The organism is Streptomyces sp. NPDC057002, assembly GCF_042673825.1.
Taxonomy (GTDB): domain Bacteria; phylum Actinomycetota; class Actinomycetes; order Streptomycetales; family Streptomycetaceae; genus Streptomyces.
In genome coordinates, this window is record NZ_JBHURZ010000006.1 from 447,867 (window position 1) to 474,682 (window position 26,816).

Sequence of the window (26,816 nt, forward strand, 5' to 3'; positions counted from 1 at the left end):
CCCGTCGAGCTGGTGGACGGCGATATCGTCCTCCGGCCGATAAAGCTGCGCGACCAGCGGGCATGGCGCGAGGTCAACCGGCGCAACCGCGACTGGCTGCGCCCCTGGGAGGCGACCATTCCGCCGCCCGCGCCCGGCGGGCCGCTCGCGCACCGCCCGACCTTCCGCCAGATGGTGCGGCACCTGAGGTCGGAGGCGAACGCGGGCCGGATGCTGCCCTTCGTCATCGAGTACCAGGGGCGGCTGGTGGGGCAGTTGACGGTCGCCGGGATCACCTGGGGCTCGATGTGCTCGGGGCACGTCGGTTACTGGGTGGACGAGTCGGTGGCCGGGCGCGGGGTGATGCCGACGGCGGTGGCGCTCGTCGTGGACCACTGTTTCCGCACCGTCGGACTGCACCGCATCGAGGTCTGCATTCGCCCCGAGAACGGGCCCAGCCGCCGGGTCGTGGAGAAACTCGGATTCCGTGAGGAGGGGCTCAGGCCCCGTTATCTCCACATCGACGGGGGCTGGCGCGACCACCTCGTGTTCGCCCTCACGACGGAAGAGGTGCCGGACGGGTTGCTGAGGCGCTGGCACCGGGCACGATCGCAGAGTAATCCGGGAATCCGCCACCGCCCCGGAAATTGAATATGTGTTCGAAAATGATCGGCCAGTGACCGTCTCAGGGCAATGAATTCCCGGCCTGGGCGGTCTGCTGATCGCATCGGTCACAAAAAAAGTTCGAAATATCAGCCAGATCGTGCGACACACCGGCTCAATTGGCAGATGGCCTCACGCAAACCCCTCTACGGTGTGAGACGTGAGCAGCAGCGGCCTCATCTACGCAGTCATTGTCGGGGCCTGGGCCGCCTACTTGGTGCCGATGTGGCTCCGTAGGCAGGACGAGCTGAACGAGGCCCGTCCGACGGAACGCTTCAGCACCGCCATCCGGCTGCTTTCCGGCCGGGCGGGGATGGAGCGCCGGTACGCCAAGGACCTGCGGGCGCGCTCCACCGAGGAGGGGGAGCAGGGCGCCGACGACCTGGACGCCGTCACCGACTCGGTGGACGTCCGGGCCTTCGCCGTGTCCAAAACGCGTCCGCAGACCCAGGCACCCGTACCGTCGCCCGCCTCGGAGCAGCCGGCCCGACCGGAGCATTCGGCCCGTCCGGCGCCCGCGCCGAACACGGCGTCCGCGGCCCGTGGAGAAGGCCGTGGAGAGGCCCGTGGAGAGGGTCGCGTGCCCGCCGCACGGCGCCGCCCGTCGCCGCAGGCCCAGGCGGCCGCGGCACGTGCCCGGCGCTCGAAGGTGCTCGCGCGCCGTCGGCGCACCACCACCATGCTGTTCCTCGCCTTCACCCTCGGCGCGATCGTCGCCGCGGTCGGAGGCCTCGCCTTCCTGTGGGCGCCCGGCGTGCCCGCGGTCATGCTCAGCGTGTACATCGCGTATCTGCGCACACAGGAGCGCCGCCGCTTCACGTACCAGATGGACCGCCGCCGGGCCGAGCTCGCGGCCCAGCGGCTGCGGGAGCGGCAGCGCCAGCCCGGCCGCCGCGCCGGCGCCGACGTCGAGGCCGACGAACCGGAGGACGGACCCGAGCCGGTGACCGACCCGGGCCTGTCCGCCCTCGCGGCCGACCGGCGCGCACTCGTCGAGCAGACCGACCACGCCGAGTGGGTCGACCAGCAGCGCGAGCGGCAGCGGCGCCCCGGGCAGGGCGACAGCTGGGACCCGGTCCCGGTGCCCCTGCCGACCTACGTCACCGCACCGGTCGCCCCCCGGGCCACCAGCGACGTCGACCTCGGGGCCCCCGACACCTGGAGCTCTGCACGCTCCAGCACCGTCACCCCGGACCTTCAGGACGAGACCGACGCCGCGATGCCCGGCGAGCCGGAACCCCACGCCGAGGACCGCGCGGACGGCGACGGGCGCACGGACGCCCGCCGGGCGGCCTCCGCACGGCGGGCCAGGGAGCGCGGCCGCACGCCGCTGTTCGACCAGTACGAGGACGGGGACCGGCCGCGGGCCGCCAACGAATAACCCCCCGAACCCGCAGGTGACCGCCCCTGGGGAACGGATTTCCAAGCAGGCCGATCGGGGTGCTAAAGTTTCACTCGTTGCAAGGGCCTGTGGCGCAGTCCGGTAGCGCACCTCGTTCGCATCGAGGGGGCCAGGGGTTCAAATCCCCTCAGGTCCACGCAGCTCAGAGCCCCGGTCGGGAATCCCGACCGGGGCTCTGACGTATGTTCAGCACCCCACGCGTCAGAGGCTCTTCGCGAAGCAGCGGCTCGACTCGTAGTGCCGGTAGTAGCCGAACTTCCCGCACGGCTCGTAGCCGCTGGACGTGTACAGGGCTATGGCCTCCGGCTGCTTCGTGCCGGTCTCCAGGACCATGCGGGTCCGGCCCGCCGCGCGGGCGTCCTCCTCCAGGGCGGCCAGGATGCGGCGCGCCAGGCCCCGGCCGCGCATGCCGTCGACCACGTACATGCGCTTGATCTCGGCGTCGCCGTCCAGGTTGCCCTCGTCGTTCGCGTCCTGGGTACGCCAGCCGCCCGAGGCGACGGGGGAGTCGTGCTCGTCGTACGCGATCAGGTAGGTGCCGTTCGGCGGTGCGAAGTCCGAGGCGGCCATGACCGTGGCGTCGCCCCCGTCGCCGTAGCGGACGTGGTACTCGGCCTGGACCTGATCGTTCAGCTTCACTGAGTCGGGGTGGTCGAAGGCGACCCGGCGTATATGCATGCTGAGTACCGTATGTCAGCTCATCCGGGGTCGGTCGGGGGCCTGGACGGTTCGGCCGGTTTCGGGCGTGACACCGCGCACCGGGCGTGTGGAGCATCGCCGTATCGCAGCGTGCGGTGGAGAAACGGGGGATGACATGCCGGTAAGTCGTGCTGTGTCGTGTCTGGCCGCGGTCGGACTGTGTCTCGGGGTGGCCGCGACCGGAGCTTCGGCGTCATCGGGGCCGGCGGCGGGGGAGCGGGTCGCCGCGCCGCCCGACGCTCAGGCCCAGTGGTGGCGTTCGGGCTCCTACGAGATCGAACGACGGTGTGACGAGGATCGCAAGGCCAAGCATCACAAGGGCGTCCCCACCAATCCGACGGACGGCTGCTTCCGGAACGCGAACGGGTACTACTTCTCCTGGTTCGGCAGCTTCTGGGACTGACGTCCGGAACCGGACCTCGTCCAGTGCGCCGGTATCGTGCCGGGGTGCTCACTGTGACCTCTGTGAATGTGAACGGGCTGCGGGCCGCCGCGAAGAAGGGCTTCGTGGAATGGCTCGCGGAGACTGACGCCGATGTGCTGTGCCTGCAGGAGGTGCGTGCCGAGCCGGGGCAGCTGCCCGAGCAGGTGCGGGCGCCCGAGGGGTGGCATGTGACCCACGCGCCGGCCGCCGCCAAGGGGCGGGCCGGAGTGTCCCTCTACAGCCGCCGCGAACCCGACCGGGTCCAGGTCGGGTTCGGATCGGAGGAGTTCGACGGCAGCGGCCGGTACGTGGAGGCCGACCTCCCGGGCGTCACCGTCGCCTCCCTCTATCTGCCCTCGGGTGAGGTCGGCACCGAGCGGCAGGACGAGAAGACGCGCTTCATGGGTGAGTTCCTCGCCCATCTGAAGGGACTCAGGGAGCGGGCCGCCGCCGAGGGCCGCGAGGTCCTGGTCTGCGGCGACTGGAACATCGCCCACCAGGAGGCCGACCTCAAGAACTGGCGCGGCAACCGGAAGAACTCCGGGTTCCTGCCCGAGGAGCGGGAGTGGCTCACCCAGGTCTTCGACGCGGCGGACGGAGGATACGTCGATGTCGTACGAGCCCTGCACCCGGACGCCGAGGGGCCGTACTCGTGGTGGTCGTATCGGGGGCGGGCCTTCGATAACGACACAGGTTGGCGGATTGATCTTGCTGTGGCGACTCCGCGCCTTGCCGCACGTGCCGTCAAGGCAGTGGTGGAGCGAGCGGCCAGCCACGAGGAGCGGTGGTCGGACCACGCGCCGGTGACGGTGGTCTTCGGGAAGTGACGCGGATCGAGCGAGGCGTGCGGGACGGCAGGCCTCGCTCGTCCGTGATGGCTCAGTTCGCAGCGTCCATACCTTCACCGAGGGTGAAGGTCAAACGAGAGGTGTCCGGCCCTTCGAGCCGGGTGGCGTCACCACCGCGGCGTCCTTTGACGACGGTGACGCCGGACCGCATCGCGGCGGAGGCTGTGCACACCTCACCGCGAGCGGTCGCGCGGCATACGTAGTCGCCGTACGGATATCCCTTGCGTACGGCGAAGTACATGCGCCCACCGCAGCCTGAACAGTGTGCGAGGCCCGTGAGCATCGCAGGCGTCCCGCTCCGCGGGCGGCGGGTCCCGTTGGAACGTGTCAGGAGGATTTCCTGCAACGCCTGGAACTCCTGGGCGGACATCACCGGCTGCCCGATGAGTACAGGAGCGCCGAATGCATCGCGAACTGTCTCCCCTCCGTGCGTCCGGTGACCCATCAGTGACGGACTTCGCAGAACCTTGGACAGCGTGCCTGAGGTCCAGCGGAACCGGTCGAAGTCCCGTCCATGACGACGGCCCCCTGTCGGTGCTCCTTGGAGTTGGGCATGGCGGTCGCGTGGCACGAGCACACCCGCGTCGTTCAGCTTGCGTGCGATGGTGATCAGTGACCGCCCCGCATGCACTTCTTGCACGATCTCGTGGACAAGGGCGGCGGCTTCGGGGTCGGGAGCAAGACCCCATCCGCTGCCCGAGGGGTGGGGCGCCTTCCGGTAGCCGAAGGGGACCAGCCCGCCGCCGTAGCGGCCGGTCGCGCGTAGTGCTTCGTGACTGTTGCTGATCCGATCGGAGATGGTGCGTGCTTCCACCTCGGCGTGGTGTGCCAGCTCCATGCAACGCCGGATGGTCGAGCTGTCCGCCTGCGGTGTGACCACGAGCGGACAACCGGCTTCCGTCACACCGAAGACGAGCGTCCGGGAGTGCTGTCGTCCCCACGCGATCAAGTCGGCCATGTGTGCCACGGACCGCACGGCGCGATCCACGTGTGCCCAGATGACGGCTTCGTACTCGCCTGGCCGACGCAGCCAGGATGACAGGGAGGGCCTCTCGAACGGGGACGTCCGGCGGGCCGATACCCCGAGGTCCGACGCCTCGGCGACCAGCGCGAAGCCGAGCATTTCGGCGGAGAGCTGGATGGCTGATCGCTGCCGACCGGGCGAAGTGGTCACACTGGTGAGGTAACTGAGGCGCAGGGCGGCCAGGGCCCTTGGTGGGGCTGGTCGGGGGCTACGCTCGGGCATGTCGACGCTCCTTGGTGGTGTCGGCCATACCCCGGGGCTGCTGACACAGTCGCCGGGGCTTTTCGATCTCACTCTCGGAGTGCAAACGGGCCGTGCATCACTTTCGGACAGGCGACTCGATGGAGTGAATGTCGGAGCTATACCTGCGTCCGCATCCGCCGATCCAGCGCCAGCGACAGTTCCGCCTCCACCACGCTTCTCGCCAGTGGGCGCAGGCGGGGGAGGTCGGTTGGGGAGGCGTGGCGTAGGACCAGGTTCGTGAAGAGTTCGGCCAGGGCGTCGGCGTGGGTGCGGACCTGTTTGGCCGCGTCGAGGACTTCGGCGAGGGGGATGCCCTCGTGGACGAGGGCCGAGGAGACGTCCAGGAGGCGGCGGCTGATGTGGACGATCTCGTCGCCGTCGGTGCCGAGGTAGCCGAGTTCCATCGCGGCGGCGAGGTTCTCGGGCGTGGTCTCGCCGGCGAAGTGGTCGGCGAGTTCCTCGGGGGTGAGGTGGACCGGCTCCTCCTCGGTGGGGGCGCCCCCGACGCCGAGCAGGTCGCCGACGTCCCGGCCGTTGTCGAAGGCCTCCGCCAGTTCCGCGATGCCGCTGAGGGTGTGGCCGCGTTCCAGCAAGGCCGTGATCGTGCGCAGCCGGGCCAGGTGGTGGTCGTCGTACCAGGCGATGCGGCCTTCCCGGCGGGGTGGCGGGATCAGTTTGCGTTCGCGGTAGAAACGCAGGGTGCGCACCGTGATCCCGGCCAGGCGGGCCAGCTCTTCCATGCGGTATTCACGCTTCTCGGCCACCTGGGCACCTTAAGGCGTACCAGGGGTAACTTCCTCGTTCCGCCCCCTACCCATCAGTACGCCGCTGCCCTACGCTCCCATTGCGCCAGTGTTCACTGGCATGGTTCTCGTGGTGTGTGGAGGTGTCGGCATGGGCGAACGCGAACACGAGCGCGAGCATGTACGGGTCGCGGTGGTCGGTTCCGGGTTCGGCGGGCTGGGGGCCGCCGTGCGGCTGCGCCGCGAGGGCGTCACCGACTTCGTCGTCCTGGAGCGGGCGAGCAGCGTCGGCGGCACCTGGCGGGACAACAGCTACCCGGGGTGCCGCTGTGACGTGCCCTCGCATCTGTACTCGTTCTCCTTCGCGCCCAACCCCGAATGGCCGCGCACCTTCTCCGGGCAGGAGCACATCCGCGCCTATCTGGAGCATGTCACGGACGTCTTCCGGCTGCGGCCGCACCTCCGCTTCGACTCGGAGGTGAAGCGGATGACCTGGAACGCCGAGCGGCTGTGCTGGGACATCGAGACCAGCAGCGGGAACCTGTCGGCGGACCTGGTCGTGTCGGCGACCGGGCCGTTGTCCGACCCGAAGGTGCCGGAGATCCCGGGGCTGGAGTCCTTTCCCGGCAAGGTCTTCCACTCGGCCCGCTGGGACCACGACTACGACCTGCGCGGCAAGCGCGTGGCGATGGTGGGGACCGGGGCCTCGGCCGCCCAGATCGTGCCGGCCATTCAGCCCGAGGTCTCGCGCCTGACCCTGTTCCAGCGGACCCCGCCGTGGGTCATGCCCCGCGTCGACCGGAACATCAGCGGCACCGAGCGGTGGCTGCACCGGCAGCTGCCCTTCACCTCGCAGCTCAGGCGCGGACTGCTGTGGGGCATCCGGGAGTTGCAGGTGCAGGCGTTCACCAAGCACCCGAAGCAGCTCGGCCTCGTAGAGGACCTGGCCCGGCGCAACATGGCCCGCTCCATCAAGGACCCGGCCCTGCGGGCGAAGCTCACCCCGGACTACCGCATCGGCTGCAAGCGGATCCTGCTGTCCAGCGACTACTACCCGGCGCTCGCCCAGCCCAATGTGGACGTGGTCGCGAGCGGGCTGGCCGAGGTCCGCGGATCGACCCTGGTCGCCGCCGACGGCAGTGCGGCCGAGGCGGACGCGATCGTCTTCGGCACCGGGTTCCACGTCACCGACATGCCCATCGCGGACCGGGTCGTGGGCGCCGACGGGCGGACCCTCGCGGAGACCTGGAAGGGCGGTATGGAGGCCCTGCGCGGCGCCTCCGCCGCCGGGTTCCCCAACTGGATGACGATCATCGGGCCCAACACCGGCCTCGGGAACTCCTCGGTGATCCTCATGATCGAGTCTCAGCTGAACTACCTGGCCGACTACGTCCGTCAGCTCGACGTCCTCGGCGGCCGGGTCGCCCTCGACGCCCGCCCGGGCGCCGTACAGGCCTGGAACCACCGGGTGCAGGAGCGCATGAAGCGCACGGTGTGGAACACCGGCGGCTGCACCAGCTGGTACCTCGACGCGAGCGGCCGCAACACCACCATCTGGCCCGGCACGACAGGCGAGTTCCGGCGGGCGACGCAACGGGTCGACCTCGCCGAGTACGACGTCCTGCGCGTCCCCGTGCGGGTGGAGGCCGAGAAGGCCGGGGTGGACGCGTGAGCCGCCTCCTGCGCATCGACTCCGGCCCCTACGCCCCGCCCGCCCCCGCGCGCGAACTGACCGCCGTGTCCGCCGACGGCGCCCGGCTGCACGTGGAGATCCACGGCCCCGACGGCGCCCCGGCCGTCGTCCTCGCCCACGGCTGGACTTGCTCCACCGCCTTCTGGGCGGCGCAGATCCGCGAACTGGCCGCCGACCACCGGGTCATCGCCTACGACCAGCGCGGCCACGGGCGCAGCCCCGCGAGCCCCGCGTGCAGTGCCGAGGCGCTCGCCGACGACCTGGAGGCCGTACTCGAAGCCACCCTGGCGCCCGGCGAACAGGCCGTGATCGCCGGGCACTCCATGGGCGGCATGACCGTGATGGCGGCCTCCGAGCGGGCCGGCTTCCGGGCGCACACGGCCGCCGTGCTGCTGTGCAGCACCGGCAGTTCGCAGCTGGTCGCAGCCTCCACCGTCGTGCCGATCCGGGCCGGGCGGCTGCGCACCTGGCTGACGCGGCGGATCCTCGGCTCCCGGGCGCCGCTCGGCCCGGTCACACCGCCGGCCCGCCGGATCCTCAAGTACGGCACGATGGGCGCCGGTTCGGCCCCGCACATGGTCGAGGCGTGCGCGCGTATCGTGCACGCCTGTCCCCGCAAGGTCCGCCACTCCTGGTCGCAGGTCCTGGACCTGCTCGACCTCGACCACGGCGTACGGGAACTGCGCGTGCCCACGGCCGTCGTCGTCGGTACGGCGGACCGGCTGACGCCGCCGGTGCAGGCCCGGGCCCTGGCCGCCGCGCTGCCGCAGTGCACCGGGCTCACCGAGCTGCCCGGCATCGGCCACATGACGCCCATGGAGGCGCCGGGGCTGGTCGGCGGCAAGATCCGGGAACTGGTCCACGCACACATCCAGGTCGTATCCGAGGAGAGCGCATGAGCAGGGTCAGCCTCGAGGGGAAGGTCGCCGTGGTGACCGGGGCGGCGCGCGGCGTCGGGGAGTTGCTGGCCCGCAAGCTCTCCGCGCGCGGCGTGAAGGTGGCGCTGGTCGGTCTGGAGCCGGACGCGCTCAAGCAGGTCTCCGCGCGGCTGCACAGCGACAGCGACCACTGGCACGCCGATGTCACCGACCACGAGGCGATGGCCCGGGTCGCCGGTGAGGTCAAGGAGCGCTTCGGGAGGGTCGACATCGTCGTCGCCAACGCCGGTGTCGCCACGGGTGGTCCCTTCGCCGACTCCGACCCGGAGTCCTGGCGGCGGGTGATCGAGGTCAATCTGATCGGCTCGGCGGTGACCGGCCGCGCCTTCCTGCCGTCGCTGCTGGAGAGCCGGGGATATCTGCTCCAGATCGCCTCCCTCGCCGCGATCACCCCGGCGCCGATGATGACCGCGTACTGCGCGTCCAAGTCCGGTGTGGAGGCGTACGCGCACAGCCTGCGCGCCGAGGTCGGGCACCGGGGCGTGAAGGTCGGCGTCGGGTATCTGTCGTGGACCGACACCGACATGGTGCGCGGGGCCGACCAGGACGACGTCATGCGGGAGTTGAGGCAGCGGCTGCCCTGGCCGTCCAACAAGACCTACCCGCTGGGCCCTGCCGTGGACCGGCTCGTGGCCGGGATCGAGAGCCGGTCGAGCCATGTGTACGGGCAGTGGTGGCTGCGCGGCATGCAGGGCGTGCGCGGCTACCTGCCCGGGGTCATCGGGACGGTGGGGCAGCGCGAGATGCGGCGGTTCGCTGACCGGCTGACGGGCATGCGCACGGGCCTCGTCGGGGCGGGCGGAGCGGCCGATGAGCAGCAGCGGACTACGCTCCGTAAGTGATCGACATGCGCAGGGTCACGACCCGTGTGAATCTGATCGGGCCAGATCCCCTCACCCCCAACGGGAGTGAACCCACATGGGTATGAAGGACCAGTTCCAGGAGAAGTCCGAGCAGTGGCAGAACCAGGCCCGTCAGAAGGCCGACCAGGCCCGCGAGCAGATGCAGGGCCGCGGTCGCCGGCGCGACGAGGACATGGACTCGCCGCAGCACCCGCAGCACCCGCAGCGTGACCGTGACCAGCGGGAGCGCGAGCAGGAGGACCGCTTCGACCAGGACTACGACGCCTGACGACGCGTGCTGAAGGGAAGGGGTGCCTCGCGCGGGGCACCCCTTCCTCACGTCCCCGTCCTCCTCCGGTCTCGTCCTTCTCAGGTCCGGGGCGGCAGCTTCGGACGGGAGCGGTCCGGTACGTCGCTGTAGGTCGGCGGTTTCGCGGCCGGGTCGGTCTCCAGCAGCCCGAGGGCCAGTTCCACCGCGTCGGTCAGCTGGGCGTGGCGGCCCTCCGCCCAGTCCAGCGGGGTGCGCAGGACATCGATGTCCGGGGCGACGCCCTTGTTCTCCACCGACCAGCCGTAGGCGTCGAACCAGGCCGCGTTCATCGGCACCGTGATCACCGTGCCGTCCCCCAGCTCATGGCGGCCGGTCATGCCGACGACACCGCCCCAGGTGCGCTGCCCCACCACCGGCCCCAGCTTCAGCAGTTTGAACGCGGCGGTGATCATGTCGCCGTCGGAGGAGGTCGCCTCGTCCGCCAAGGCCACCACCGGGCCCCTCGGCGCGTTCGAGGTGTACGACACGGGCTGGGCGTCGCGGGTCAGGTCCCAGCCCAGGATCGTGCGGCTCAGCGTCTCGATGACCAGCTCGCTGATGTGGCCTCCGGCGTTGCCGCGCACGTCCACGATCAGCGCCGGGCGGGACACCTCCATGCGCAGATCGCGGTTGAACTGCGCCCAGCCCGAACCGCCCATGTCCGGGATGTGTAGATAGCCGCAGCGCCCGCCGCTCAACTCCCGTACCACCGCCCGGCGTTTGGCCACCCAGTCCTGGTAGCGCAGCGGCCGTTCGTCGGTCAACGGGACGACGGCGACCCGCCGGGGCGGGCCCGCGCTCTCCGCCGGGGTGAAGGTCAGCTCCACCGTCGTACCGCCCGCGCCCGCCAGCAGCGGATAGGGGCCCGCGTCCGGATCGACCGGGCGGCCGTCGACGTGGGTGAGGACCGCGCCCTCCCGGATGCCGGTGCCGGCCAGCGGGGAGCGGGCCTTGGAGTCGGAGGAGTCGCCGGCCAGGATCCGCAGAACCGTCCAGCCGCCGTCCCGGCGTACGAAGTTGGCGCCCAGCAGGCCTTGCCGGCGCTGGTAGTGCGGCGGGCCCTCGTTGCGCCGGGCGGCGGAGACGTACGCGTGGGAGGTGCCCAGCTCGCCCAGCACCTCGCGCAGCAGGTCCGCGAACTCGTCCGGGGAGGCGACCCGTTCGACCAGCGGGCGGTACTGGTCCAGCACCCCGGCCCAGTCGATGCCGCACATGCCCGGCTCCCAGAAGTACGCCCGGATCAGCCGCCCGGCCTCCTCGTACGCCTGGCGCCACTCGGCCGCCGGGTCGACCACGTGCAGGATGCGGCGCGCGTCGATCCACACCGTCGAGTCGGCGTCGCCCGACTCGACGGCCGGCACCGCGCGCAGTTCGCCCTCGTCGACCACGACCAGCCGGCTGCCGTCGCCGCTCACCGCGAACCAGTCGAGGTGGTCGACGAGTTCGGACTTCTTGGCCTTGGTGATGCCGAAGTGCTCCAGGGTCGGCCGGCCGCTGGTGTCGTCCGGGTTGGCGAACGTCTCGCCCAGCGCGCCCGAGATCGGCCAGCGCAGCCACACCAGCCCGCCGCCCGCGACCGGGTGCAGCGCCGAGTACTTGGAGGCGGCCACCGGGAAGGGCGTGACCCGGCTCTCCAGCCCCTCGGCCTCGACGGTCACCGCCCCGCCCTCCCCGTTCTCGTCGTCCTCCACCGGGTCGAGACCCCCGGCGGCCGGACGGCCCTCCGGGTTCACCGCGAACGGGGAGGGCGTCGCGGAGGACAGCGGCACCAGGTACGGGCGGCAGCCCAGCGGGAAGGACAGGTCGCCGGTGTGCACGTCGTAGACGGGGTCGAAGCCGCGCCAGGACAGAAAGGCGAGGTAGCGGCCGTCGCGTGTGAACACCGGGTTCTCGTCCTCGAAACGGCCGTTGGTGACGTCGATGACGACACCCCCCTCGATCCTGGCCATCTTGATCTGCCGCAGGGTCCGCCCGATGCCCGGATGCGACCAGGTCAGCCATGCCCCGTCCGGGGAGAACGCGAGGTCGCGCACGGGCCCGTTGATCGACCGGATCAGCTCGGTGACCTCGCCGTCCGAGTCCTCGGTCACGTCCAGGAGCAGCAGCCGCCCGTCGTGCGAGGCGACCGCGAGGCGCTCGCCCTCCGGGTCCGAGACCAGCTCGCGCACCCGGCCCAGTGCGCCCGGGGCCAGCCGTCGCGGCTCGCGGGTGCCGGACGCCCGGGGCAGCGAGGCGATCTCGATCGCGTCCTCGCCCTCCGCGTCCGTCACATACGCCACCCGCCCGCTCGCGCCGAGCATCTCCGGCATCCGCACCCGGACGCCCGGGGTGTCGGTGAGGGTGCGGGCGGGCCCGTCGCGGTGGGTGAGCCAGTACAGGCTGCCGCGTACGACGACGGCACTGGCCCGGCCGGTCTCGTCGACCGAGAGCCCGTCGATGTGCTGGGCCGCCGCCACCTGGTACGGGCGCCGCCCCGCGCGCGGCCCGCCCATCCGTACGTCCAGCCGCCGTGGCCCGGAGTCCGGCGACAGGTCGTCGACCAGCCACAGATCGCCCGCGCACTGGTACACCACCCGGGTCCCGTCGCTGGAGGCGTGCCGGGCGTAGAAGGCGTCGTGGTCGGTGTGCCGGCGCAGGTCGGAGCCGTCGTAGGCGCACGAGTAGAGGTTGCCGACGCCCTCGTGGTCGGAGAGGAAGGCGATCCGGCCGCCGACGAACATGGGGGAGTGCAGATGGCCGCCGAGGCCGGCCAGCAACCGTTCGCCGTGCAGCCACAGCCTGCCCGTGGCCCCGCCCCGGTAGCGCTTCCAGGAGGCCGGCTCGTGCGGTGGGGTGCCGGTGAGGAGAAGGCTCTTGCGTTCGCCGTCCAGGTCCGCGACCTGGATGTCGGAGACCGGCCCCCAGGGCAGTTTGCGGCCCGGGGCGCCGTCGAGGGGGACCTTGTAGCCCCAGGTGAAGAAGGAGAAGGGCTCGCCGTGCGAGGCCACGGCCAGGATCTCGCCCTCGGGGGTCCAGCCGCAGACCCGGGTGTCGGCGCTGCCCCAGTGGGTCAGCCGGCGACCCGGGCCGCCGTCCACCGGGACGAGATGGACCTCGGGCACCAGGGTGCGCCAGCTCGTGTACGCGAGTCGGCGGCCGTCGGGCGAGAAGCGGGGGTGGCCCACCTTGGTGCGGTCGACGGTGATCCGCCAGGCGCGGCCCGGGGCGTCGAGCGGGGCGAGCCAGAGGTCGTCCTCGGCCACGAAGCACAGCAGGTCGTCATGGAGGTGCGGCAGACGCAGATAGCTCACCTCCCCATGCTTTGCCCGGGGGCGGACCGCAGCAAGTTATGACAAACGGGCCACCGTGACGCAGCACACGTACGAAACGGTTTCGTTTCTTTAGGCTCTGCGCTAGATTCCTCTTGTGCCGGAGAAGGAAGGTGAGAGAGATGGCTGAGGTCGCCGCCGCGCGTCGCAGTCGGATCACCCCCGAGCGTGAGGCCGAGCTGTACGCGGCCGTGCTCGACCTGCTCCGGGAAGTCGGCTACGACGCCCTCACCATGGACGCCGTAGCGGCGCGCACGCGGTCCAGCAAGGCCACGCTCTACCGCCAGTGGGGCGGCAAGCCGGAGCTGGTGGCGAAGGCGGTCCGGCACAACAAGCCGGGCAACATCGCCGACGTCGACACCGGCTCCCTGCGCGGCGACCTCCACGCCCTCACCTCGCGTGAGGACGACTGCGCCATGCAGCAGAACGCCGCGCTGATGCGGGGCCTGTTCATGGCGGTGCACGCCAACCCGGATCTCCTCCAGGCGTTCAGGGAACTGCTCATCGAGCCTGAGATGGAGGAGTTCCAGAGGGTGGTGCGCAAGGCGGTCGACCGCGGCGAGGTCCGCGCCGACTGTCCGGCCCTGGACTACGTCGTGCACATGCTGGTGGGCGCCTTCGCCACCCGCACGCTGATCGACGACCAGCCGCCTACGCAGGCCTTCCTCATCTCGTACATCGACGCCGTGGTCCTCCCCGCCCTCGGTATCCCCACCACCTGAGCAATCCCCCTCACCTGAGAAACCGCAGCACCTGACGCGATCGCCGCTCACGTCGTCGGGCTGATCACCCCTGCCCTGAAATACCCCACGACCTGACCGGGAGTACGCCCTCGTGGCCACTTTCCTCTACAAACTCGGCCGGCTCTCGTTCCGGCGGCGGCATTTCGTCGCCCTGATATGGGTGGCCCTGCTGACCCTCGCCGGTGTCGGCGCGGCCAGCGCCCCCGCCGCGGGCAACAGCTCGTTCTCCATCCCCGGCACGGAGGCCCAGAAGGCCTTCGACCTGCTGGAACAGCGCTTCCCCGGCGTGAGCGCCGACGGAGCCACCGCACGTGTCGTCTTCAAGGCGCCGAGCGGAGAGAAGATGACCGATCCCGGCAACAGGGCGACGGTCCAGGAGACCGTCAAGGAACTGGCCGACGGTTCCGAGGTCGCCCGCGTCACCGACCCGTACCAGGCGAAGGCCGTCAGCAAGGACGGCAGGATCGCGTACGCGCAGGTGTCGTACAGGGTCTCCGGCATGGAGCTGGAGGACTCCTCCCGCGACGCCCTTCAGGACAGCGCGCAGGACGCGCGGAAGAGCGGGCTGACCGTCGAGATCGGCGGTGACGCGCTCCAGACGGTCCCGCACACCGGCAGCAGCGAGATCATCGGCATCGCGGTCGCGGCCGTCGTCCTCGTCATCACCTTCGGCTCACTGGTCGCGGCCGGTCTGCCGCTGCTGACGGCGCTCATCGGCGTGGGCATCGGCGTCTCCACGATCACGGCCCTGGCCAGCGTGCTGGATCTGGGCTCGACGACCTCCACCCTGGCGATGATGATCGGCCTGGCGGTCGGCATCGACTACGCCCTGTTCGTCGTCTCCCGCTACCGCGCCGAACTGGCCGAGGGCCGTGACCGCGAGGAGGCGGCGGGCCGGGCCACCGGCACGGCGGGCTCGGCGGTGGTCTTCGCGGGCCTGACGGTCGTGATCGCGCTGGTGGGTCTGTCGGTCGTCAACATCCCGATGCTGACCAAGATGGGCGTCGCCGCGGCGGGCACGGTGGCCATCGCGGTGCTGATCGCACTGACCATGATCCCGGCGCTGCTCGGATACGCGGGCCGCAGGGTGAAGCCGATGGGGGAGAAGGGCAAGCGGTTCGGCCGGACGCCGAAGAAGCCGGAGCGCCCCAACCTGGGCACGCGCTGGGCGAGCTTCGTCGTGCGCCGCCCGGTCGCGGTCCTGCTGCTCGGTGTCATCGGCCTCGGCGCTGCGGCCGTCCCGGCGTCGAGCCTGGAACTGGGCCTGCCGGACGACGGCTCCCAGCCCACCTCCACCACCCAGCGCCGCGCCTACGACCTGCTGTCCGAGGGCTTCGGCCCCGGCTTCAACGGCCCGCTGATGGTCGTCGTCGACGCGAAGGACAGCGACGACCCGAAGGCGGCCTTCTCAGCGGTCGGTGACGAGATCAAGGGCCTCAAGGACGTCGTCACGGTGACGCCGCCCGCGCCCAACAAGGCCGGCGACACAGCCACCATCACCGTGATCCCGGGCTCCCAGCCGTCCTCCGTGACGACGGAGAACCTGGTGCACGGCATCCGGGACGCGGGCACGGGCATCAAGGCCGACACGGACGCGAACGTCCTGGTCACCGGCAGCACGGCGATGAACATCGACGTCAGCGAGAAGCTCAACGACGCGCTGATCCCGTATCTGGTCCTGGTGGTCGGCCTGGCCTTCCTCCTCCTGATCGTGGTCTTCCGATCGATCCTGGTCCCGCTGAAGGCGGCCCTCGGCTTTCTGCTGTCGGTGATGGCCGCCCTCGGCGCGGTGGTCGCGGTCTTCCAGTGGGGCTGGCTGTCGGGCCTGATGGGCGTGGAGCAGACGGGCCCGGTCATGTCGATGATGCCGATCTTCATGGTCGGCGTGGTCTTCGGACTCGCCATGGACTACGAGGTGTTCCTGGTGACCCGGATGCGGGAGGCCTACGTCCACGGCGAGAAGCCGAGCCAGGCGATCGTGACGGGCTTCCGGCACGGCGCCCGGGTGGTGACGGCCGCGGCGGTCATCATGATGGCGGTCTTCGCCGGCTTCATCGGCTCGTCCGAGTCGATGGTCAAGATGATCGGCTTCGGGCTCGCGATCGCGGTCTTCTTCGACGCGTTCATCGTCCGCATGGCGATCGTCCCGGCCGTCCTGGCCCTCCTCGGCCGCAAGGCCTGGTGGCTGCCCAGGTGGCTGGACCGGGCGCTGCCCAATGTGGACGTCGAGGGCGAGGGCCTGCGCTCGGACTCCGACCGCGGGGACACGGACCGGGAGCTGGTACGCGCCTGACGCTCCGCTGTCTCTGAGAAACCGGCCGGTGAGGGCTCCGTGGGGACGGGTGCCCTCACCGGCTTTTCCGTGCTCATCCCGCCTACAGGCTGCGGGCGGTGATGTCGCCGTAGGCGGTGGTCGCGCGGATGTTCAGGCCGGCGGTGGCGCCGTCGGCGTTCATCAGGGTGTTGTGGATCCGGCCGAAGCCGGTGCCGGCGTCCAGGGAGGCGGAGACGCCGCGGCCGGCGCCGACCGAGATCGCGCCGTGCTCGGTGCGCAGCTCGACCGTGCCGCCCATGGCCTCGGCGATACGGATGTCGCCCTTCTGGGTGCTGATCTCCGCGGGCCCGCCCAGTCGGCCGACCGAGACGTCGCCGGCGAGGAGGGTGAGACGGGCGCCCTCGGTCTCGTCGAGCTTGACCGAGCCGTGCGCGCCCTCGAAGGCGACATCGCCGAGCCGTCCGACGCCCCGGAACTCGGAGCTGGCCGCCTTCGCCTCGACACGGGAGCCGGCGGGCAGCTGGACGGTCACCTCGACGGACCCGGAGTTGCCGAGGATCCGGTTCTTCGCCGGTGCGGCCTCGATCCGCAGGACGCCGTCGCCGTACTCGACGGTGATCTGCTCCGCCGCCTTCACATCGCGGCCGCTCGAGCCGTCCGCGGGCCGGACCTCGACGGTGGTGTCGGCCCGGTCGGCGGCGATGAACCGGACGAGTCCGGCGGGGATGTCGAGGACGGCGGAGATCGGGGCGGGGGTGGTGAACTTCTGCATCGTGCGCTCCTTTGGTTCGTTGTTTCTGATGACTGAAACGCTACGTTGCGTTCATGGTTCTGGCAACACATTCGTTGCGCTGTGAGTGTGTAAATGCAGGTGAAGGCGGCAATTTCATTGCAATGGTCGCTGATTTAATGCAACGTCGCATGGGCTTTCGTTGCAATGAAATGAAGGTGAACGCTATGCTGGAGGTCACCTGGGAAGAAACGAAGGAGATCGCGATGCCGGGAGGCAGGCTCACCCAGCAGGAACGTCAGCAGATCGCGCTGGGACTGGCCGACGGCCTCGCCTACGCGGAGATCGCCAGACGCGTCGACCGCCCGACCTCGACCATCACACGCGAGGTGATGCGCAACGGCGGTCCCACCGCCTACCGCGCCGACCTGGCCCACCGCGCCACCGAACGCCGCGCCCACCGGCGCCGGCAGGCCACGCCCCGGGCGGCCGAGGCGCCCCCGCAGGCCCACGGACGCGACGCCGAGGCCGTGCGAGAGTACGAAGAGGTCTTCACCACCGCCCTCATGGCCTCGGGCATGACCACGATGCCGGCCCGGGTGATGGCCTCCCTCACCCTGACCGACACCGGCAGCCTCACCGCGTCCGAACTCGTCCAGCGCCTCCAGGTCAGCCCGGCGTCCATCTCCAAGGCGGTCGCGTTCCTGGACAGCCAGGGCCTCGTCCGCCGGGAACGCGACGAACGCCGCCGCGAGCGCTACATCGTCGACGACGACATCTGGTACCAGTCGATGATGGCCAGCGCCCGGTCCATCGCGCAGATCGTCGAGCTCGCACGCCAGGGCGTCGGCGTCCTCGGCCCCGGCACCCCGGTCGCCGCCCGGCTCGAGAACATCGCCCGCTTCCTCGACTTCGTCAGCGAGAGCACGGCCCGCGCCGCGGAGCAGGCCCGCGAGATCCTCCGTACGAAGGTGGAGCGGCCCTAGGCGCTGGAGTTCGCGGATGTCGCGCCGGGGGACGACGTGCGCCAGATCCCCCCTCGCGTGTCCGATACACGGACCGCTAGCGTGCCCCCATGACGACGACAGCCGCCACTGACGCCGAAGGCTCCGGAGCACACCCCCTTTTCGCCCAGGCCCTGCGGGACCTGGGGCTCGACGAGGTCGTGCCGCTCGTCCGGCGCTTCCCGGACGCCACCCGTACCGCCGCCGAGGCCGCCGCCGCTCTCGGGTGTGAGCTGAACCAGATCTGCAAGTCGCTGATCTTCGCGGCCGACGGGGTGCCCGTGCTGGTGCTCATGGACGGGGCCTCCCGGGTCGACCTCGAGCTGGTGCGCAAGGAACTCGGGGCGGACAAGGTCACCCGGGCCAAGGTCGATGTCGTACGGGAGACGACCGGCTATGCCATCGGCGGTGTGCCGCCCTTCGGGCACCGTACGAAGACGCGCGTGCTCGCCGACCGGTCCCTCTTCGACCACGAGACCGTGTGGGCGGCGGCCGGTACGCCGTACACGATGTTTCCCATGGCGCCCCGCGACCTCGTCGCCCACTCCGGCGCCACCCTGGTGGACGTGCGCGAGAGCGACTCGTGACGCCGCTGGTCACGGCCGCCGTACTGCTCGCCGCCGTGACCCACGCCAGCTGGAACGCCATCGCGCACAGGATCACGGACAAGCTCGCCGGGTTCGCGCTCATCTCGGGCGGCGGACTGGTCATCGGGCTGGCGCTCGCGCCGTTCGTGGCGTTCCCGGCGGCCGGGGCGTGGCCGTATCTGCTCCTCTCCGCCGCCATCCACATCGCCTACTACGCGCTGCTGATGACGTCGTTCCGGCTGGGCGACTTCGGGCAGGCCTATCCCATCGCGCGCGGCACCGCGCCCCTCGTCGTGACCCTGCTCGCCGCGCTCTTCGCGCATGAGGTGCCCGACGGGTGGGCCGCCGCCGGGATCGCCGTGTCCTGTGCGGGGCTGACCGGCGTCGCCCTGTGGGGACTGCGCGGGCGCCGGCCCGACTGGGCGGCGATCGGGGCGGCCCTCGCGACCGGGCTGACGATCGCCGTGTACACCGTGGTGGACGGGCTGGGCGTGCGCGCGTCGGGCTCCTCGCTCGGGTACATCGCCTGGCTGATGGCCGTGCAGGGGGCCGTCATCCCCGCGTACGCGCTGAGTCGGTGGCGCGGGCGGACCGTCGCCCTGCTGCGGCCCTTCGCCGGGATCGGTCTCATCGGGGCCGCCCTCTCCGTCGCCGCCTACGCCCTCGTCCTGTGGGCCCAGACCAAGGCCGAACTCGCGCCCATCGCCGCCCTGCGCGAGTCGTCGATCATCGTCGGCGCGGCGATCGGTGCCGTGTTCTTCAAGGAGCGGTTCGGCGTTCCGAGGATCGCGGCGGCCGGGCTGCTCGTCGTCGGGATCGGGCTGATGCTGCACGCCGGATAGGCGGGTCGGGACGGGTGCGTCCCGTCGGTGTGAGGAGCACTCTGGAACTAGGTCTTCCGGAGGTGATCGTCATGATGCACACCCGAGCGGGATGGCACGTCGAGATGGAGTTCATGGAGGACGACCAGCACACGCGCGCGGTCGCGATGGTCCGGCTGCCCGACGGCACCGAGGTACGGGCGCACGGGGCAGCCAGCCGGCACCGGTCCGACGCCAATCAGCCCAGGGTAGGAGAGGAGATCGCCGGGGCCCGGGCGCTCAACGAACTCGCCATGCAGTTGCTGACCAAAGCCCATGAGGAGATCGACCAGGCGTCCGGGCGGATCTCCCACCCGATCCACGTCTAGAGCCGTACGGCCAGGTGACCGGCGGTCTCAGCGGCCGAGGGACTGCCGTACCGCACGCACCAGCCCCTGCGCCCGCGGATCCGCCGTGACCGTCTTGCGGAAGCCGTTCGTGACATAGCCGAAGGCGATCTTGGACTCCGGGTCCGCGAAGCCCAGGGCGCCGCCGCGGCCCGGGTGGCCGAAGGAGCCCGGGGCCAGGAACGGCGAGGCGCTGCCGTGCAGCATGTAGCCGAGGCCGAAGCGGGTGCCGACCACCAGGACGCGGTCGGGGCCCGCCGACTCCTCCGCCCGGGCCATTTCGACCGTCTCCGGCGTGAAGAGGCGCCCGGCGCCGGCCGTGTCGCCGATCAGCGTCGCGTAGAAGCGGGCCAGTCCGTCCGCCGTCGCGATGGCGTTGGTCGCGGGCAGGGCCGCCGCGCGGTAGGCGGGGTCGTTCTGGTCCGGGAAGGGGGTGATCGCCGCGAAGGCCCGGCGGGTGAGGGAGGCCGGGTCCTCATAGGCCTCGGTGACCGACCGCTTCGGGCGGGCGCGCAGGCCCCCCGTCGGCTCGGGGCCCTCGACGCGGCCCGCGCGTCCCACCCGGTGGGCCTCCGCCTCGGGCAGGCCCAGCCAGAGGTCCAGGCCCAGCGGGCCGGTGATCTGTGCCGCGAGCCACTCGCCGGCGCCCTGCCCGGTCACGCGCCGCACCAGTTCGTCGAGCATCCAGCCGTAGGTGAGCGCGTGGTAGCCGTGGTCGGTGCCGGGCTCCCACGCGGGGGCCTGGGCGGCGACCGCCTCGGGGCCCCGCAGCGGGTCGAGGGCCTGCTCGGGGGTGAGGGGGTGGTCGAGGACCGGCAGGCCGGCCCGGTGGTTCAGGACGTGCCGGACCAGCACGCGCTCCTTGCCCCGCGCCTTGAACTCCGGCCAGTAGTGGCCCACCGGCGCGTCCAGGTCCAGCTGTCCGCGCTGGTGCAGCAGCAGGAGTACGGCGGCGGCGACGCCCTTCGTCGCCGAGCGCACGACCTGGGCGGTGCCGTGTTCCCAGGGGGTCGTGCCGTCGATGTCCTTCGTGCCGGCCCACAGGTCTACGACCTGCTGCCCGTCCCGGTGGACGGCGACCGAGGCGCCCCGCTCGCCGAGCGTCTCGAAGTTCCGTACGAACGCTTCCCTGACCGGCTCGAAGCCCTCGGCGACCGTGCCGTTCACATCCACGTCCGTACTCCTCGTCCTGCTGCGCTGCTGCGCTGCTGCGGTGCTCCCCCTTAGCCAAGCAGGATGGTCACGTCGATGTTCCCGCGGGTCGCGTTCGAATACGGGCAGATCTCGTGGGCCGCGTCGACCAGCCTGGTCGCGAGGTCGGGGTCGACGACCGGGAGGGAGACGCTCAGGGCGACCGCGAGGCCGTAGCCGTGCTGCGCGTTGGGGCCGATGCCGACCTTCGCGGCGACCGTGGAGCCGGTCAGGTCGTAGCCCTCGCGGTTGCCGACCAGGATCAGGGCGTTGTGGAAGCAGGAGCTGTAGCCGGCCGCGAAGAGCTGTTCCGGGTTGGTGCCGTTGCCGTCGCCGCCGAGCTGCGGGGGCATCGCGACCTTGAGGTCGATCTGACCGTCCTGGCTGGTGACGTAGCCCTCGCGGCCGCCGTGGGCGGTGGCCTCGGCGACGTACATGATCTTCGTCGGGCGGGTGTCGACGGCGGGGCCGTCAGTCATGCTGTCCTCCCCCGGAAACAAGTGCGCACAAACACATCGTGCACAAGGTACTGGCCGGTAACCGGCCTGTGCCACCAGGGGGTTGCAACCCGGGGTAACCCGCGATCAGCGGGCCCGGTCGGCCGCCGACTCCGCCTTCTCGGCCAGGTGCCACAGCTCCTCGCGGAGCCGCGCGATCTCCGTGCCGTCCAGGCCCGTAGCCGTGAGCAGGGCGCCGGGCACGCACGTCGCGCGCTCCCGGAGCTCCTCCCCGCGCCCGGTCACGGCCACGAGCACCGACCGCTCGTCCCGCGCCGAGCGTTCACGCCGCAGCAGGCCCGCCGCCTCCAGCCGCTTCAGCAGCGGCGAGACCGTGCCGTAGTCGAGGCGCAGGGCCGCGGCCAGTTCCTTGACGGTGGTCTCGCCGCGCTCCCAGAGGACCAGCAGCACGAGGTACTGGGGATAGGTGAGGCCGAGCCGGTCGAGGAGCGGGCGGTACGCGGCCGTCACCGCGCGCTGGGCGGCGTACAGGGCGAAGCACAGCTGCTCGTCCAGCAGCAGTGAAGCACCCCCGCTCGGGGGCTTCTCGTTCGTCACGCGCCCATTGTCACGGACGGGCCGGAGCGGCCGGCACGGAACGCGGATCGAAGCCGAACGGCAACTCCAGCCGGTGGGCGCGCATCAGCTCCTCGTCGGAGAGCAGTTCGCCGGTCGGGCCGTCCGCGGCGATCACGCCCTCGCTGAGGACCAGGGAGCGCGGGCACAGCTCCAGGGCGTAGGGGAGGTCGTGCGTGACCATCAGGACCGTCACGTCCAGCGAGCGCAGGATGTCGGCCAGTTCGCGGCGGGAGGCGGGGTCGAGGTTGGAGGAGGGCTCGTCGAGGACGAGGATCTCCGGCTCCATCGCCAGGACCGTCGCGACGGCCACCCGGCGGCGCTGGCCGAAGGAGAGGTGGTGCGGCGGGCGGTCCTTGAACTCCGCCATGCCGACCCGCTCCAGGGCCCGGTCCACGCGCTCCTCCAGCTCCGGCCCCTTCAGCCCGGCCGCCGCGGGCCCGAACGCCACGTCCTCCCGGACGGTCGGCATGAAGAGCTGGTCGTCCGGGTCCTGGAAGACGATGCCGACCCGGCGCCGGATCTCGGCCATGTGCCGCTTGCCGACGGGCAGCCCGGCCACCTCCACCGTGCCGGTGCCGCCGGTCAGGATGCCGTTGAGGTGCAGCACGAGGGTCGTCTTGCCCGCGCCGTTCGGCCCGAGCAGCGCGACCCGCTCACCGCGCGCGATCGAGAAGTCGACGCCGAAGAGGGCCTGATGCCCGTCGGGATAGGCGAAGGCCAGTCCGGCCACGTCGAGCGAAGGGGTCACGTCATTCACAGGGACCATCCCAGCAGACAGACGGCGAGGGCCGTGCCCGGGAGGGCCAGGGCGTACGACCACTGCGTGCGGGACGCGGTCACCTCGTCGATGACCGGCATGGCACCGGCGTAGCCCCGGCTGACCATGGCCAGATGCACGCGCTCGCCGCGTTCGTAGGAGCGGATGAACAGCGCGCCGGCGGACTTGGCGAGCACGCCCCAGTGCCGGACGCCCTTCGCCTCGAAGCCGCGGGACTCCCGGGCGATCCGCATGCGCCGCATCTCGTCGGCGATGACGTCGCCGTAGCGGATCATGAAGGACGCGATCTGCACGAGGAGCGGCGGCAGCTTGAGGCGCTGCAGTCCGAGGAGTAGTTCGCGCAGGTCGGTGGTGGCGGCGAGGAGCACGGAGGCGGCGACGCCGAGCGTGCCCTTGGCGAGCACGTTCCAGGCGCCCCAGAGGCCGTTGACGCTCAGGGACAGCCCCAGGACGTCGACCCGCTCGCCCTCCGCCACGAACGGCATGAGCACCGCGAACGCCACGAACGGCACCTCGATCAGCAGCCGCCGGAGCAGAAACCCGGCGGGCAAGCGCGCGACGCCCGCGACCACGCCCAGCAGCACGGCGTACCCCCCGAACGCCCACATCGCCTCGCGCGGCGTCGACACCACAACCAGCACGAAGGCGAAGACGGCGGCGAGCTTGGTGTGCGGCGGCAGGGCGTGCACGGGCGAGTGCCCGTGCCGGTAGAGCTTGTGCGCGTGACCCGCACCCATGTCAGACGCCCGTGCTGCTCGTGGAGGGGGAGGTGTCGTCCGAACGGCGGCGGCGCACCGCCCAGAAGATCCCGCTGCCCGCGGCGACCGTGACACCCACGCCGATGACGCCCGCCAGCCCCCCGGACAGCCGGGCGTCGTCGACATCCTTGACGCCGTAGTCGGCGAGCGGGGAGTCGGCCGCGGAGTGCTCCTCGGCCTTCTTGTCGATGCCGTGGTCGGTGGCGACCTTCTCCAGGCCGTCCGGGTCGGCCGAGGCGTAGAAGCTGACGAATCCGGCCAGGAGGAGGGAGGCGACCAGGCCCGCGGCCCACACCCGGCGGTGCGATGTCCGGGCGGCCGCGGGCACGGGCTCGGCGTCGGGCGCGTCGACCAGTTCGCCGTGCACCCGCAGCTTGAGCTTCGGGGTGAGGCCGCGCGCCCCGTGGACCAGGTCCGGGCGCACGGCGAGGACCGCGCCGACGGTCAGCGCGGTGATCGCGGCCTCGCCGATGCCGATCAGGAGGTGCACACCGATCATGGCGGTGGCGACCTTGCCGATCGACACGTCGGCGGTGCCGCCGATCGCGTACATGAGCGTGAAGGCCAGGGCGGCGGCCGGGACGGAGACGAGGGCGGCGACGAAGGAGGCCGCGGTGATCGACCGGCGGGTGCGGGGGAGCACCTTCGCCAGGCCGCGGAAGAGGGCGTAGGCGACGACCGTCGTGACGATCGCCATGTTGGTGATGTTCACGCCGAGCGCGGTCAGGCCGCCGTCCGCGAAGAGCAGGCCCTGCATCAGCAGGACGACGGAGACGCACAGGACCCCTGTATAGGGGCCTACGAGGATCGCGGCGAGCGCGCCTCCCAGCAGATGGCCGCTGGTTCCGGCCGCTACGGGGAAGTTGAGCATCTGCACCGCGAAGATGAACGCCGCCACGAGGCCGGCCAGCGGGGCGGTGCGCTCGTCGAGTTCGCGCCGCGCGCCGCGCAGGCTCACGGCGACGGCGCCCGCGGCGATCACACCGGTGGCGGCGGAGGTGGGGGCGTCGATGAATCCGTCAGGTACATGCACGCTTCGATGATGTGGCTTGATGCGAACCGTTTGCAAGAGCGTGACGCTTGTCTTGTCTCACCCGCGATCTCACCCGCGATATGTCCGGGCCCCGAGGGCGCAATCCGGAAAATATGCGACATTAGAGATAAGTGGACGCACAGTCTCCACACAGCTGACGCACGGTGAAGGGGCCGTCCGATGTCCGTAGTCGAGCAGTACGCGCGAGCCCACATCGTCACGGACGCGGCCGTCCCGTTGATCGATGAGCTGGAGGCGGTTCCGGTCACTCTGCGGTACGACCCCGACCGGGATCCCCGGTCGGTGGGCATCAAGCTTCCGGGGCCCGGGGCGAGCGAGTGGACCTTCAGCCGTGAGCTCCTGGAGGAGGGGCTGCGGGCCCCCGCGGGCAGCGGTGAGGTGCGGGTGTGGCCGTGCGGCCGGGTCCAGGCCGTGGTCGAGTTCCACTCCGCGGGTGGAGTACTGGTGGTGCAGTTCGAGCGGCAGGCGCTGCTGCGGTTCCTGCGGCGGACCTACATGGCCGCCGCGGAACCGGTCACTCACTGACCTCGCGGGTCAGCCCCCCGCCTTCAGCAGCGCCGCCACGATCGGCCCGGCCGTCTCGCCGCCGTGCCCGCCCTGCTGGACGACGCCCGCGGCCGCCAGATCACCTCGGTACGCGGTGAACCAGCCGTTCGGCTTCTTCTGCCCGTCGACCTCGGCCGAGCCGGTCTTGGCGCCGACATCGCCGCCGACCCCGGACATCGCCTCCGCCGCCGTCCCGGCCGCGGCCGTGTACGACATCAGCTCACGCAGCTGGGAGGCCGTGCCCGCCGGCATCGGGCGCGAGGCCTTGGCGAGCTTGCGCCCGTCCACGTCCGGGGAGACCAGGTACGGCTGGTGGAAGGTGCCGGTCTTGACCGTCGCCGAGACCGACGCCATGTTCAGCGGGTTCATCCGGACCCCGCCCTGCCCGATCAGCGAGGCCCCCATCTGGGCCGCCGACTGCACCGGCACGGCGCCGTCGAAGGACGGCACCCCGATCGCCCAGTTGTTCATCCCCAGGCCGAAGACCTGCTGGGCCTCCTTGGTCAGGTCGTCGTCCTTGAGCTTCGGCGCCTGGCTGATGAAGGCCGTGTTGCAGGAGCGGGCGAAGCTCGCCTTGAACGTGCCGTCCTTGATCTCGAACTTGTCGTCGTTCTGGAACTTCCAGTGCCCGTACGTGAAGTACTTCGGGCACGGGTGCTTCTTGTCCGCCGAGGCCAGCCCCTTGTCCAGCAGCAGCGAGGCGGTGATGACCTTCATCGTGGAGCCGGGCGCGAGCGAGCCCTGGAAGGCCGTGTTGAAGCCGGGCGAGGCGTTGGCGGCGGCCAGGATCTCGCCGGTCGAGGCCCGCATGAGGGCCACCGACGACTTGGCCTTCTTCGCGACCTGCTTCTCGGCCGCCGCCTGCAGAGCGGGGTCCAGTGTGGTCTTCACCGTGCCGGGCGTGCCCTTGCTCAGCTCCAGCAGGGTCTTGTCGGAGAGGTCGTCCGACTTGGCGGACTTCCCGCGCACGACCCGCAGCTCGATGCCGGCCTTGCCGCCGGCCTCCTTGCCGTACTTCTCGCGCAGGCCGTCCAGCACCGGGCCGAGCGAGGCGTACTTCTGCTTGGTCAGCTCGCCCCCGTCCCGGTCGAGCGCCTTGACCGGGGGCGTGCCCGCCTCGCCGGTGACCAGCTTGTCGCCGTCCTTCAGATCCGGGTGGACGACCGCCGAGTGCCAGTCCACCAGCGGCTTTCCATCGCTGGTGCGGCGGACGACGGTCAGCGCGCTCTCATAGGCCAGCGGCTTCTCGGTGTCCTTGTACGCCACGGTGCCCTTGACGGAGAACGGCACCTTGTCACCGGTGGGCTTGCCCGGGGTGAGGGTGACGTCCTTGATCCGGGCGTCCTTGGTGTAGCCGGTGAGCAGGGCCGTCGCCGCGGCCGCCTCGTCGGTGTCCGCGGCGGCCTGCGGGACCTTCCCGGACTGCCAGGCGGTGAGGAAGGCACGGGCGGTGGTGGTGACCTCGGCCGCCGACAGCGGCCCGGTCTTCACCTCGGGCTTCTCGTCCGATGATGCCCGGGTCCCGTCGTCGGCGGCCGCGCCGCCGCCGAACAGCGCGTAGGCGCCGAACCCGGCACCACCGACGACCACGGCGATCACCCCGCCGATCACGGCGGGTCTCGTCTTCCGTCGCTCGGCGACGCGCCTTCTGTTGCCCACTGCTAGTCCGTTCCTCCGCGAATCCCCAGGGTCCCCGTTGCCCTCAGCTGTCCCAACGACGCCCACCACCCTAGGGTCCCGTCCTGCGTGGG

The 26,816-nt window shown here is 71.2% G+C and carries 27 protein-coding genes and 1 tRNA gene; 16 read left to right on the forward strand and 12 right to left on the reverse strand.

Annotated elements, in window-relative coordinates; translation table 11 throughout:
- Positions 1–9 precede the first annotated feature (9 nt).
- From ACFT32_RS30280 to ACFT32_RS30290, 3 genes are all read left to right on the forward strand, one after another.
- Positions 10–630: a GNAT family N-acetyltransferase gene (locus ACFT32_RS30280; RefSeq protein ID WP_382495935.1), complete on the forward strand. Its 621-nt coding sequence runs from the start codon at positions 10–12 to the stop codon at positions 628–630.
- Positions 631–802: 172 nt separating this feature from the next.
- On the forward strand, positions 803–2,023 hold the full coding sequence (gene glpR, locus ACFT32_RS30285; protein ID WP_382495603.1) for a gephyrin-like molybdotransferase receptor GlpR: 1,221 nt from the start codon (positions 803–805) through the stop codon (positions 2,021–2,023).
- A gap of 83 nt (positions 2,024–2,106) precedes the next feature.
- Positions 2,107–2,180: transfer RNA gene (locus ACFT32_RS30290), tRNA-Ala, on the forward strand.
- A gap of 65 nt (positions 2,181–2,245) precedes the next feature.
- On the opposite strand, the gene ACFT32_RS30295 is transcribed toward ACFT32_RS30290, so the two are convergent.
- Positions 2,246–2,722: a GNAT family N-acetyltransferase gene (locus ACFT32_RS30295; protein ID WP_382495605.1), complete on the reverse strand. Its 477-nt coding sequence runs from the start codon at positions 2,720–2,722 to the stop codon at positions 2,246–2,248.
- A 190-nt stretch (positions 2,723–2,912) separates the two neighbouring features.
- Between ACFT32_RS30295 and ACFT32_RS30300 the strand changes: the two genes are divergently transcribed.
- Together ACFT32_RS30300 and ACFT32_RS30305 are read left to right on the forward strand one after the other, a co-directional pair.
- On the forward strand, positions 2,913–3,146 hold the full coding sequence (locus ACFT32_RS30300; protein ID WP_382495607.1) for a hypothetical protein: 234 nt from the start codon (positions 2,913–2,915) through the stop codon (positions 3,144–3,146).
- 44 nt (positions 3,147–3,190) lie between these two features.
- On the forward strand, positions 3,191–3,994 hold the full coding sequence (locus tag ACFT32_RS30305; protein ID WP_382495609.1) for an exodeoxyribonuclease III: 804 nt from the start codon (positions 3,191–3,193) through the stop codon (positions 3,992–3,994).
- 52 nt (positions 3,995–4,046) lie between these two features.
- Here ACFT32_RS30305 and ACFT32_RS30310 read toward each other — a convergent pair whose 3' ends face one another.
- Together ACFT32_RS30310 and ACFT32_RS30315 are read right to left on the reverse strand one after the other, a co-directional pair.
- Entirely contained in the window at positions 4,047–5,261 is a 1,215-nt protein-coding gene (locus ACFT32_RS30310; protein ID WP_382495611.1) for a recombinase family protein, read from the reverse strand.
- A 137-nt stretch (positions 5,262–5,398) separates the two neighbouring features.
- Positions 5,399–6,046 carry a MerR family transcriptional regulator gene (locus tag ACFT32_RS30315; protein ID WP_382495613.1) on the reverse strand — a complete coding sequence of 216 codons (648 nt, stop codon included), beginning with the start codon at positions 6,044–6,046 and terminating at the stop codon, positions 5,399–5,401.
- A gap of 130 nt (positions 6,047–6,176) precedes the next feature.
- On the opposite strand from ACFT32_RS30315, the gene ACFT32_RS30320 reads away from it, so the two are divergent.
- The 4 genes from ACFT32_RS30320 to ACFT32_RS30335 all read left to right on the forward strand — a co-directional run bounded on the left by ACFT32_RS30320 (position 6,177) and on the right by ACFT32_RS30335 (position 9,787).
- Positions 6,177–7,697 carry a flavin-containing monooxygenase gene (locus ACFT32_RS30320; RefSeq protein ID WP_382495615.1) on the forward strand — a complete coding sequence of 507 codons (1,521 nt, stop codon included), beginning with the start codon at positions 6,177–6,179 and terminating at the stop codon, positions 7,695–7,697.
- Positions 7,694–8,617: an alpha/beta fold hydrolase gene (locus ACFT32_RS30325; protein WP_382495617.1), complete on the forward strand. Its 924-nt coding sequence runs from the start codon at positions 7,694–7,696 to the stop codon at positions 8,615–8,617. The genes ACFT32_RS30320 and ACFT32_RS30325 overlap by 4 nt, the downstream gene beginning before the upstream one ends.
- Positions 8,614–9,498 carry an SDR family oxidoreductase gene (locus tag ACFT32_RS30330; protein WP_382495619.1) on the forward strand — a complete coding sequence of 295 codons (885 nt, stop codon included), beginning with the start codon at positions 8,614–8,616 and terminating at the stop codon, positions 9,496–9,498. The genes ACFT32_RS30325 and ACFT32_RS30330 overlap by 4 nt, the downstream gene beginning before the upstream one ends.
- Positions 9,499–9,574: 76 nt before the next feature.
- Positions 9,575–9,787, forward strand: coding sequence for a hypothetical protein (locus ACFT32_RS30335; RefSeq protein ID WP_382495621.1), 213 nt, complete (start codon positions 9,575–9,577; stop codon positions 9,785–9,787).
- A gap of 80 nt (positions 9,788–9,867) precedes the next feature.
- Here ACFT32_RS30335 and ACFT32_RS30340 read toward each other — a convergent pair whose 3' ends face one another.
- Positions 9,868–13,098 carry a S41 family peptidase gene (locus ACFT32_RS30340; RefSeq protein ID WP_382495623.1) on the reverse strand — a complete coding sequence of 1,077 codons (3,231 nt, stop codon included), beginning with the start codon at positions 13,096–13,098 and terminating at the stop codon, positions 9,868–9,870.
- 140 nt (positions 13,099–13,238) lie between these two features.
- Between ACFT32_RS30340 and ACFT32_RS30345 the strand changes: the two genes are divergently transcribed.
- Together ACFT32_RS30345 and ACFT32_RS30350 are read left to right on the forward strand one after the other, a co-directional pair.
- Positions 13,239–13,838, forward strand: a complete 600-nt coding sequence (locus ACFT32_RS30345; RefSeq protein WP_382495625.1) for a TetR/AcrR family transcriptional regulator — start codon at positions 13,239–13,241, stop codon at positions 13,836–13,838.
- Positions 13,839–13,950: 112 nt separating this feature from the next.
- Entirely contained in the window at positions 13,951–16,152 is a 2,202-nt protein-coding gene (locus ACFT32_RS30350; protein WP_382495627.1) for an MMPL family transporter, read from the forward strand.
- An 82-nt stretch (positions 16,153–16,234) separates the two neighbouring features.
- Here ACFT32_RS30350 and ACFT32_RS30355 read toward each other — a convergent pair whose 3' ends face one another.
- Positions 16,235–16,906 carry a DUF4097 family beta strand repeat-containing protein gene (locus ACFT32_RS30355; RefSeq protein ID WP_382495629.1) on the reverse strand — a complete coding sequence of 224 codons (672 nt, stop codon included), beginning with the start codon at positions 16,904–16,906 and terminating at the stop codon, positions 16,235–16,237.
- Positions 16,907–17,130: 224 nt separating this feature from the next.
- Between ACFT32_RS30355 and ACFT32_RS30360 the strand changes: the two genes are divergently transcribed.
- From ACFT32_RS30360 to ACFT32_RS30375, 4 genes are all read left to right on the forward strand, one after another.
- A complete protein-coding gene (locus tag ACFT32_RS30360; RefSeq protein WP_382495936.1) occupies positions 17,131–17,850 on the forward strand; it encodes a helix-turn-helix domain-containing protein in 720 nt (239 codons plus the stop codon).
- 89 nt (positions 17,851–17,939) lie between these two features.
- Entirely contained in the window at positions 17,940–18,455 is a 516-nt protein-coding gene (locus ACFT32_RS30365) for a YbaK/EbsC family protein (RefSeq protein WP_382495631.1), read from the forward strand.
- Positions 18,452–19,297, forward strand: a complete 846-nt coding sequence (locus ACFT32_RS30370; protein ID WP_382495633.1) for an EamA family transporter — start codon at positions 18,452–18,454, stop codon at positions 19,295–19,297. The genes ACFT32_RS30365 and ACFT32_RS30370 overlap by 4 nt, the downstream gene beginning before the upstream one ends.
- A 71-nt stretch (positions 19,298–19,368) precedes the next feature.
- Positions 19,369–19,644 carry a DUF1876 domain-containing protein gene (locus ACFT32_RS30375; protein ID WP_382495635.1) on the forward strand — a complete coding sequence of 92 codons (276 nt, stop codon included), beginning with the start codon at positions 19,369–19,371 and terminating at the stop codon, positions 19,642–19,644.
- Positions 19,645–19,671: 27 nt separating this feature from the next.
- Here ACFT32_RS30375 and ACFT32_RS30380 read toward each other — a convergent pair whose 3' ends face one another.
- The 6 genes from ACFT32_RS30380 to ACFT32_RS30405 all read right to left on the reverse strand — a co-directional run bounded on the left by ACFT32_RS30380 (position 19,672) and on the right by ACFT32_RS30405 (position 24,498).
- Positions 19,672–20,835: a serine hydrolase domain-containing protein gene (locus tag ACFT32_RS30380; RefSeq protein WP_382495637.1), complete on the reverse strand. Its 1,164-nt coding sequence runs from the start codon at positions 20,833–20,835 to the stop codon at positions 19,672–19,674.
- Between the two features lie 50 nt (positions 20,836–20,885).
- Positions 20,886–21,332: an organic hydroperoxide resistance protein gene (locus tag ACFT32_RS30385; protein WP_382495639.1), complete on the reverse strand. Its 447-nt coding sequence runs from the start codon at positions 21,330–21,332 to the stop codon at positions 20,886–20,888.
- A 105-nt stretch (positions 21,333–21,437) separates the two neighbouring features.
- A complete protein-coding gene (locus ACFT32_RS30390; RefSeq protein WP_382495641.1) occupies positions 21,438–21,908 on the reverse strand; it encodes a MarR family winged helix-turn-helix transcriptional regulator in 471 nt (156 codons plus the stop codon).
- 10 nt (positions 21,909–21,918) lie between these two features.
- Entirely contained in the window at positions 21,919–22,695 is a 777-nt protein-coding gene (locus ACFT32_RS30395; RefSeq protein WP_382495643.1) for an energy-coupling factor ABC transporter ATP-binding protein, read from the reverse strand.
- Complete coding sequence (gene cbiQ / locus ACFT32_RS30400) at positions 22,683–23,444, reverse strand: cobalt ECF transporter T component CbiQ (protein WP_382495645.1); 762 nt, start codon at positions 23,442–23,444, stop codon at positions 22,683–22,685. The genes ACFT32_RS30395 and cbiQ overlap by 13 nt, the downstream gene beginning before the upstream one ends.
- Position 23,445: 1 nt before the next feature.
- The gene (locus tag ACFT32_RS30405; RefSeq protein ID WP_382495647.1) at positions 23,446–24,498 is read right to left on the reverse strand and encodes an energy-coupling factor ABC transporter permease; all 1,053 of its coding nucleotides are present in this window, start codon (positions 24,496–24,498) and stop codon (positions 23,446–23,448) included.
- Between the two features lie 180 nt (positions 24,499–24,678).
- On the opposite strand from ACFT32_RS30405, the gene ACFT32_RS30410 reads away from it, so the two are divergent.
- Positions 24,679–25,044, forward strand: a complete 366-nt coding sequence (locus ACFT32_RS30410; RefSeq protein ID WP_382495649.1) for an SsgA family sporulation/cell division regulator — start codon at positions 24,679–24,681, stop codon at positions 25,042–25,044.
- 9 nt (positions 25,045–25,053) lie between these two features.
- Here ACFT32_RS30410 and ACFT32_RS30415 read toward each other — a convergent pair whose 3' ends face one another.
- Positions 25,054–26,724: a penicillin-binding transpeptidase domain-containing protein gene (locus tag ACFT32_RS30415; RefSeq protein ID WP_382495651.1), complete on the reverse strand. Its 1,671-nt coding sequence runs from the start codon at positions 26,722–26,724 to the stop codon at positions 25,054–25,056.
- Between the last annotated feature and the right edge of the window lie 92 nt (positions 26,725–26,816).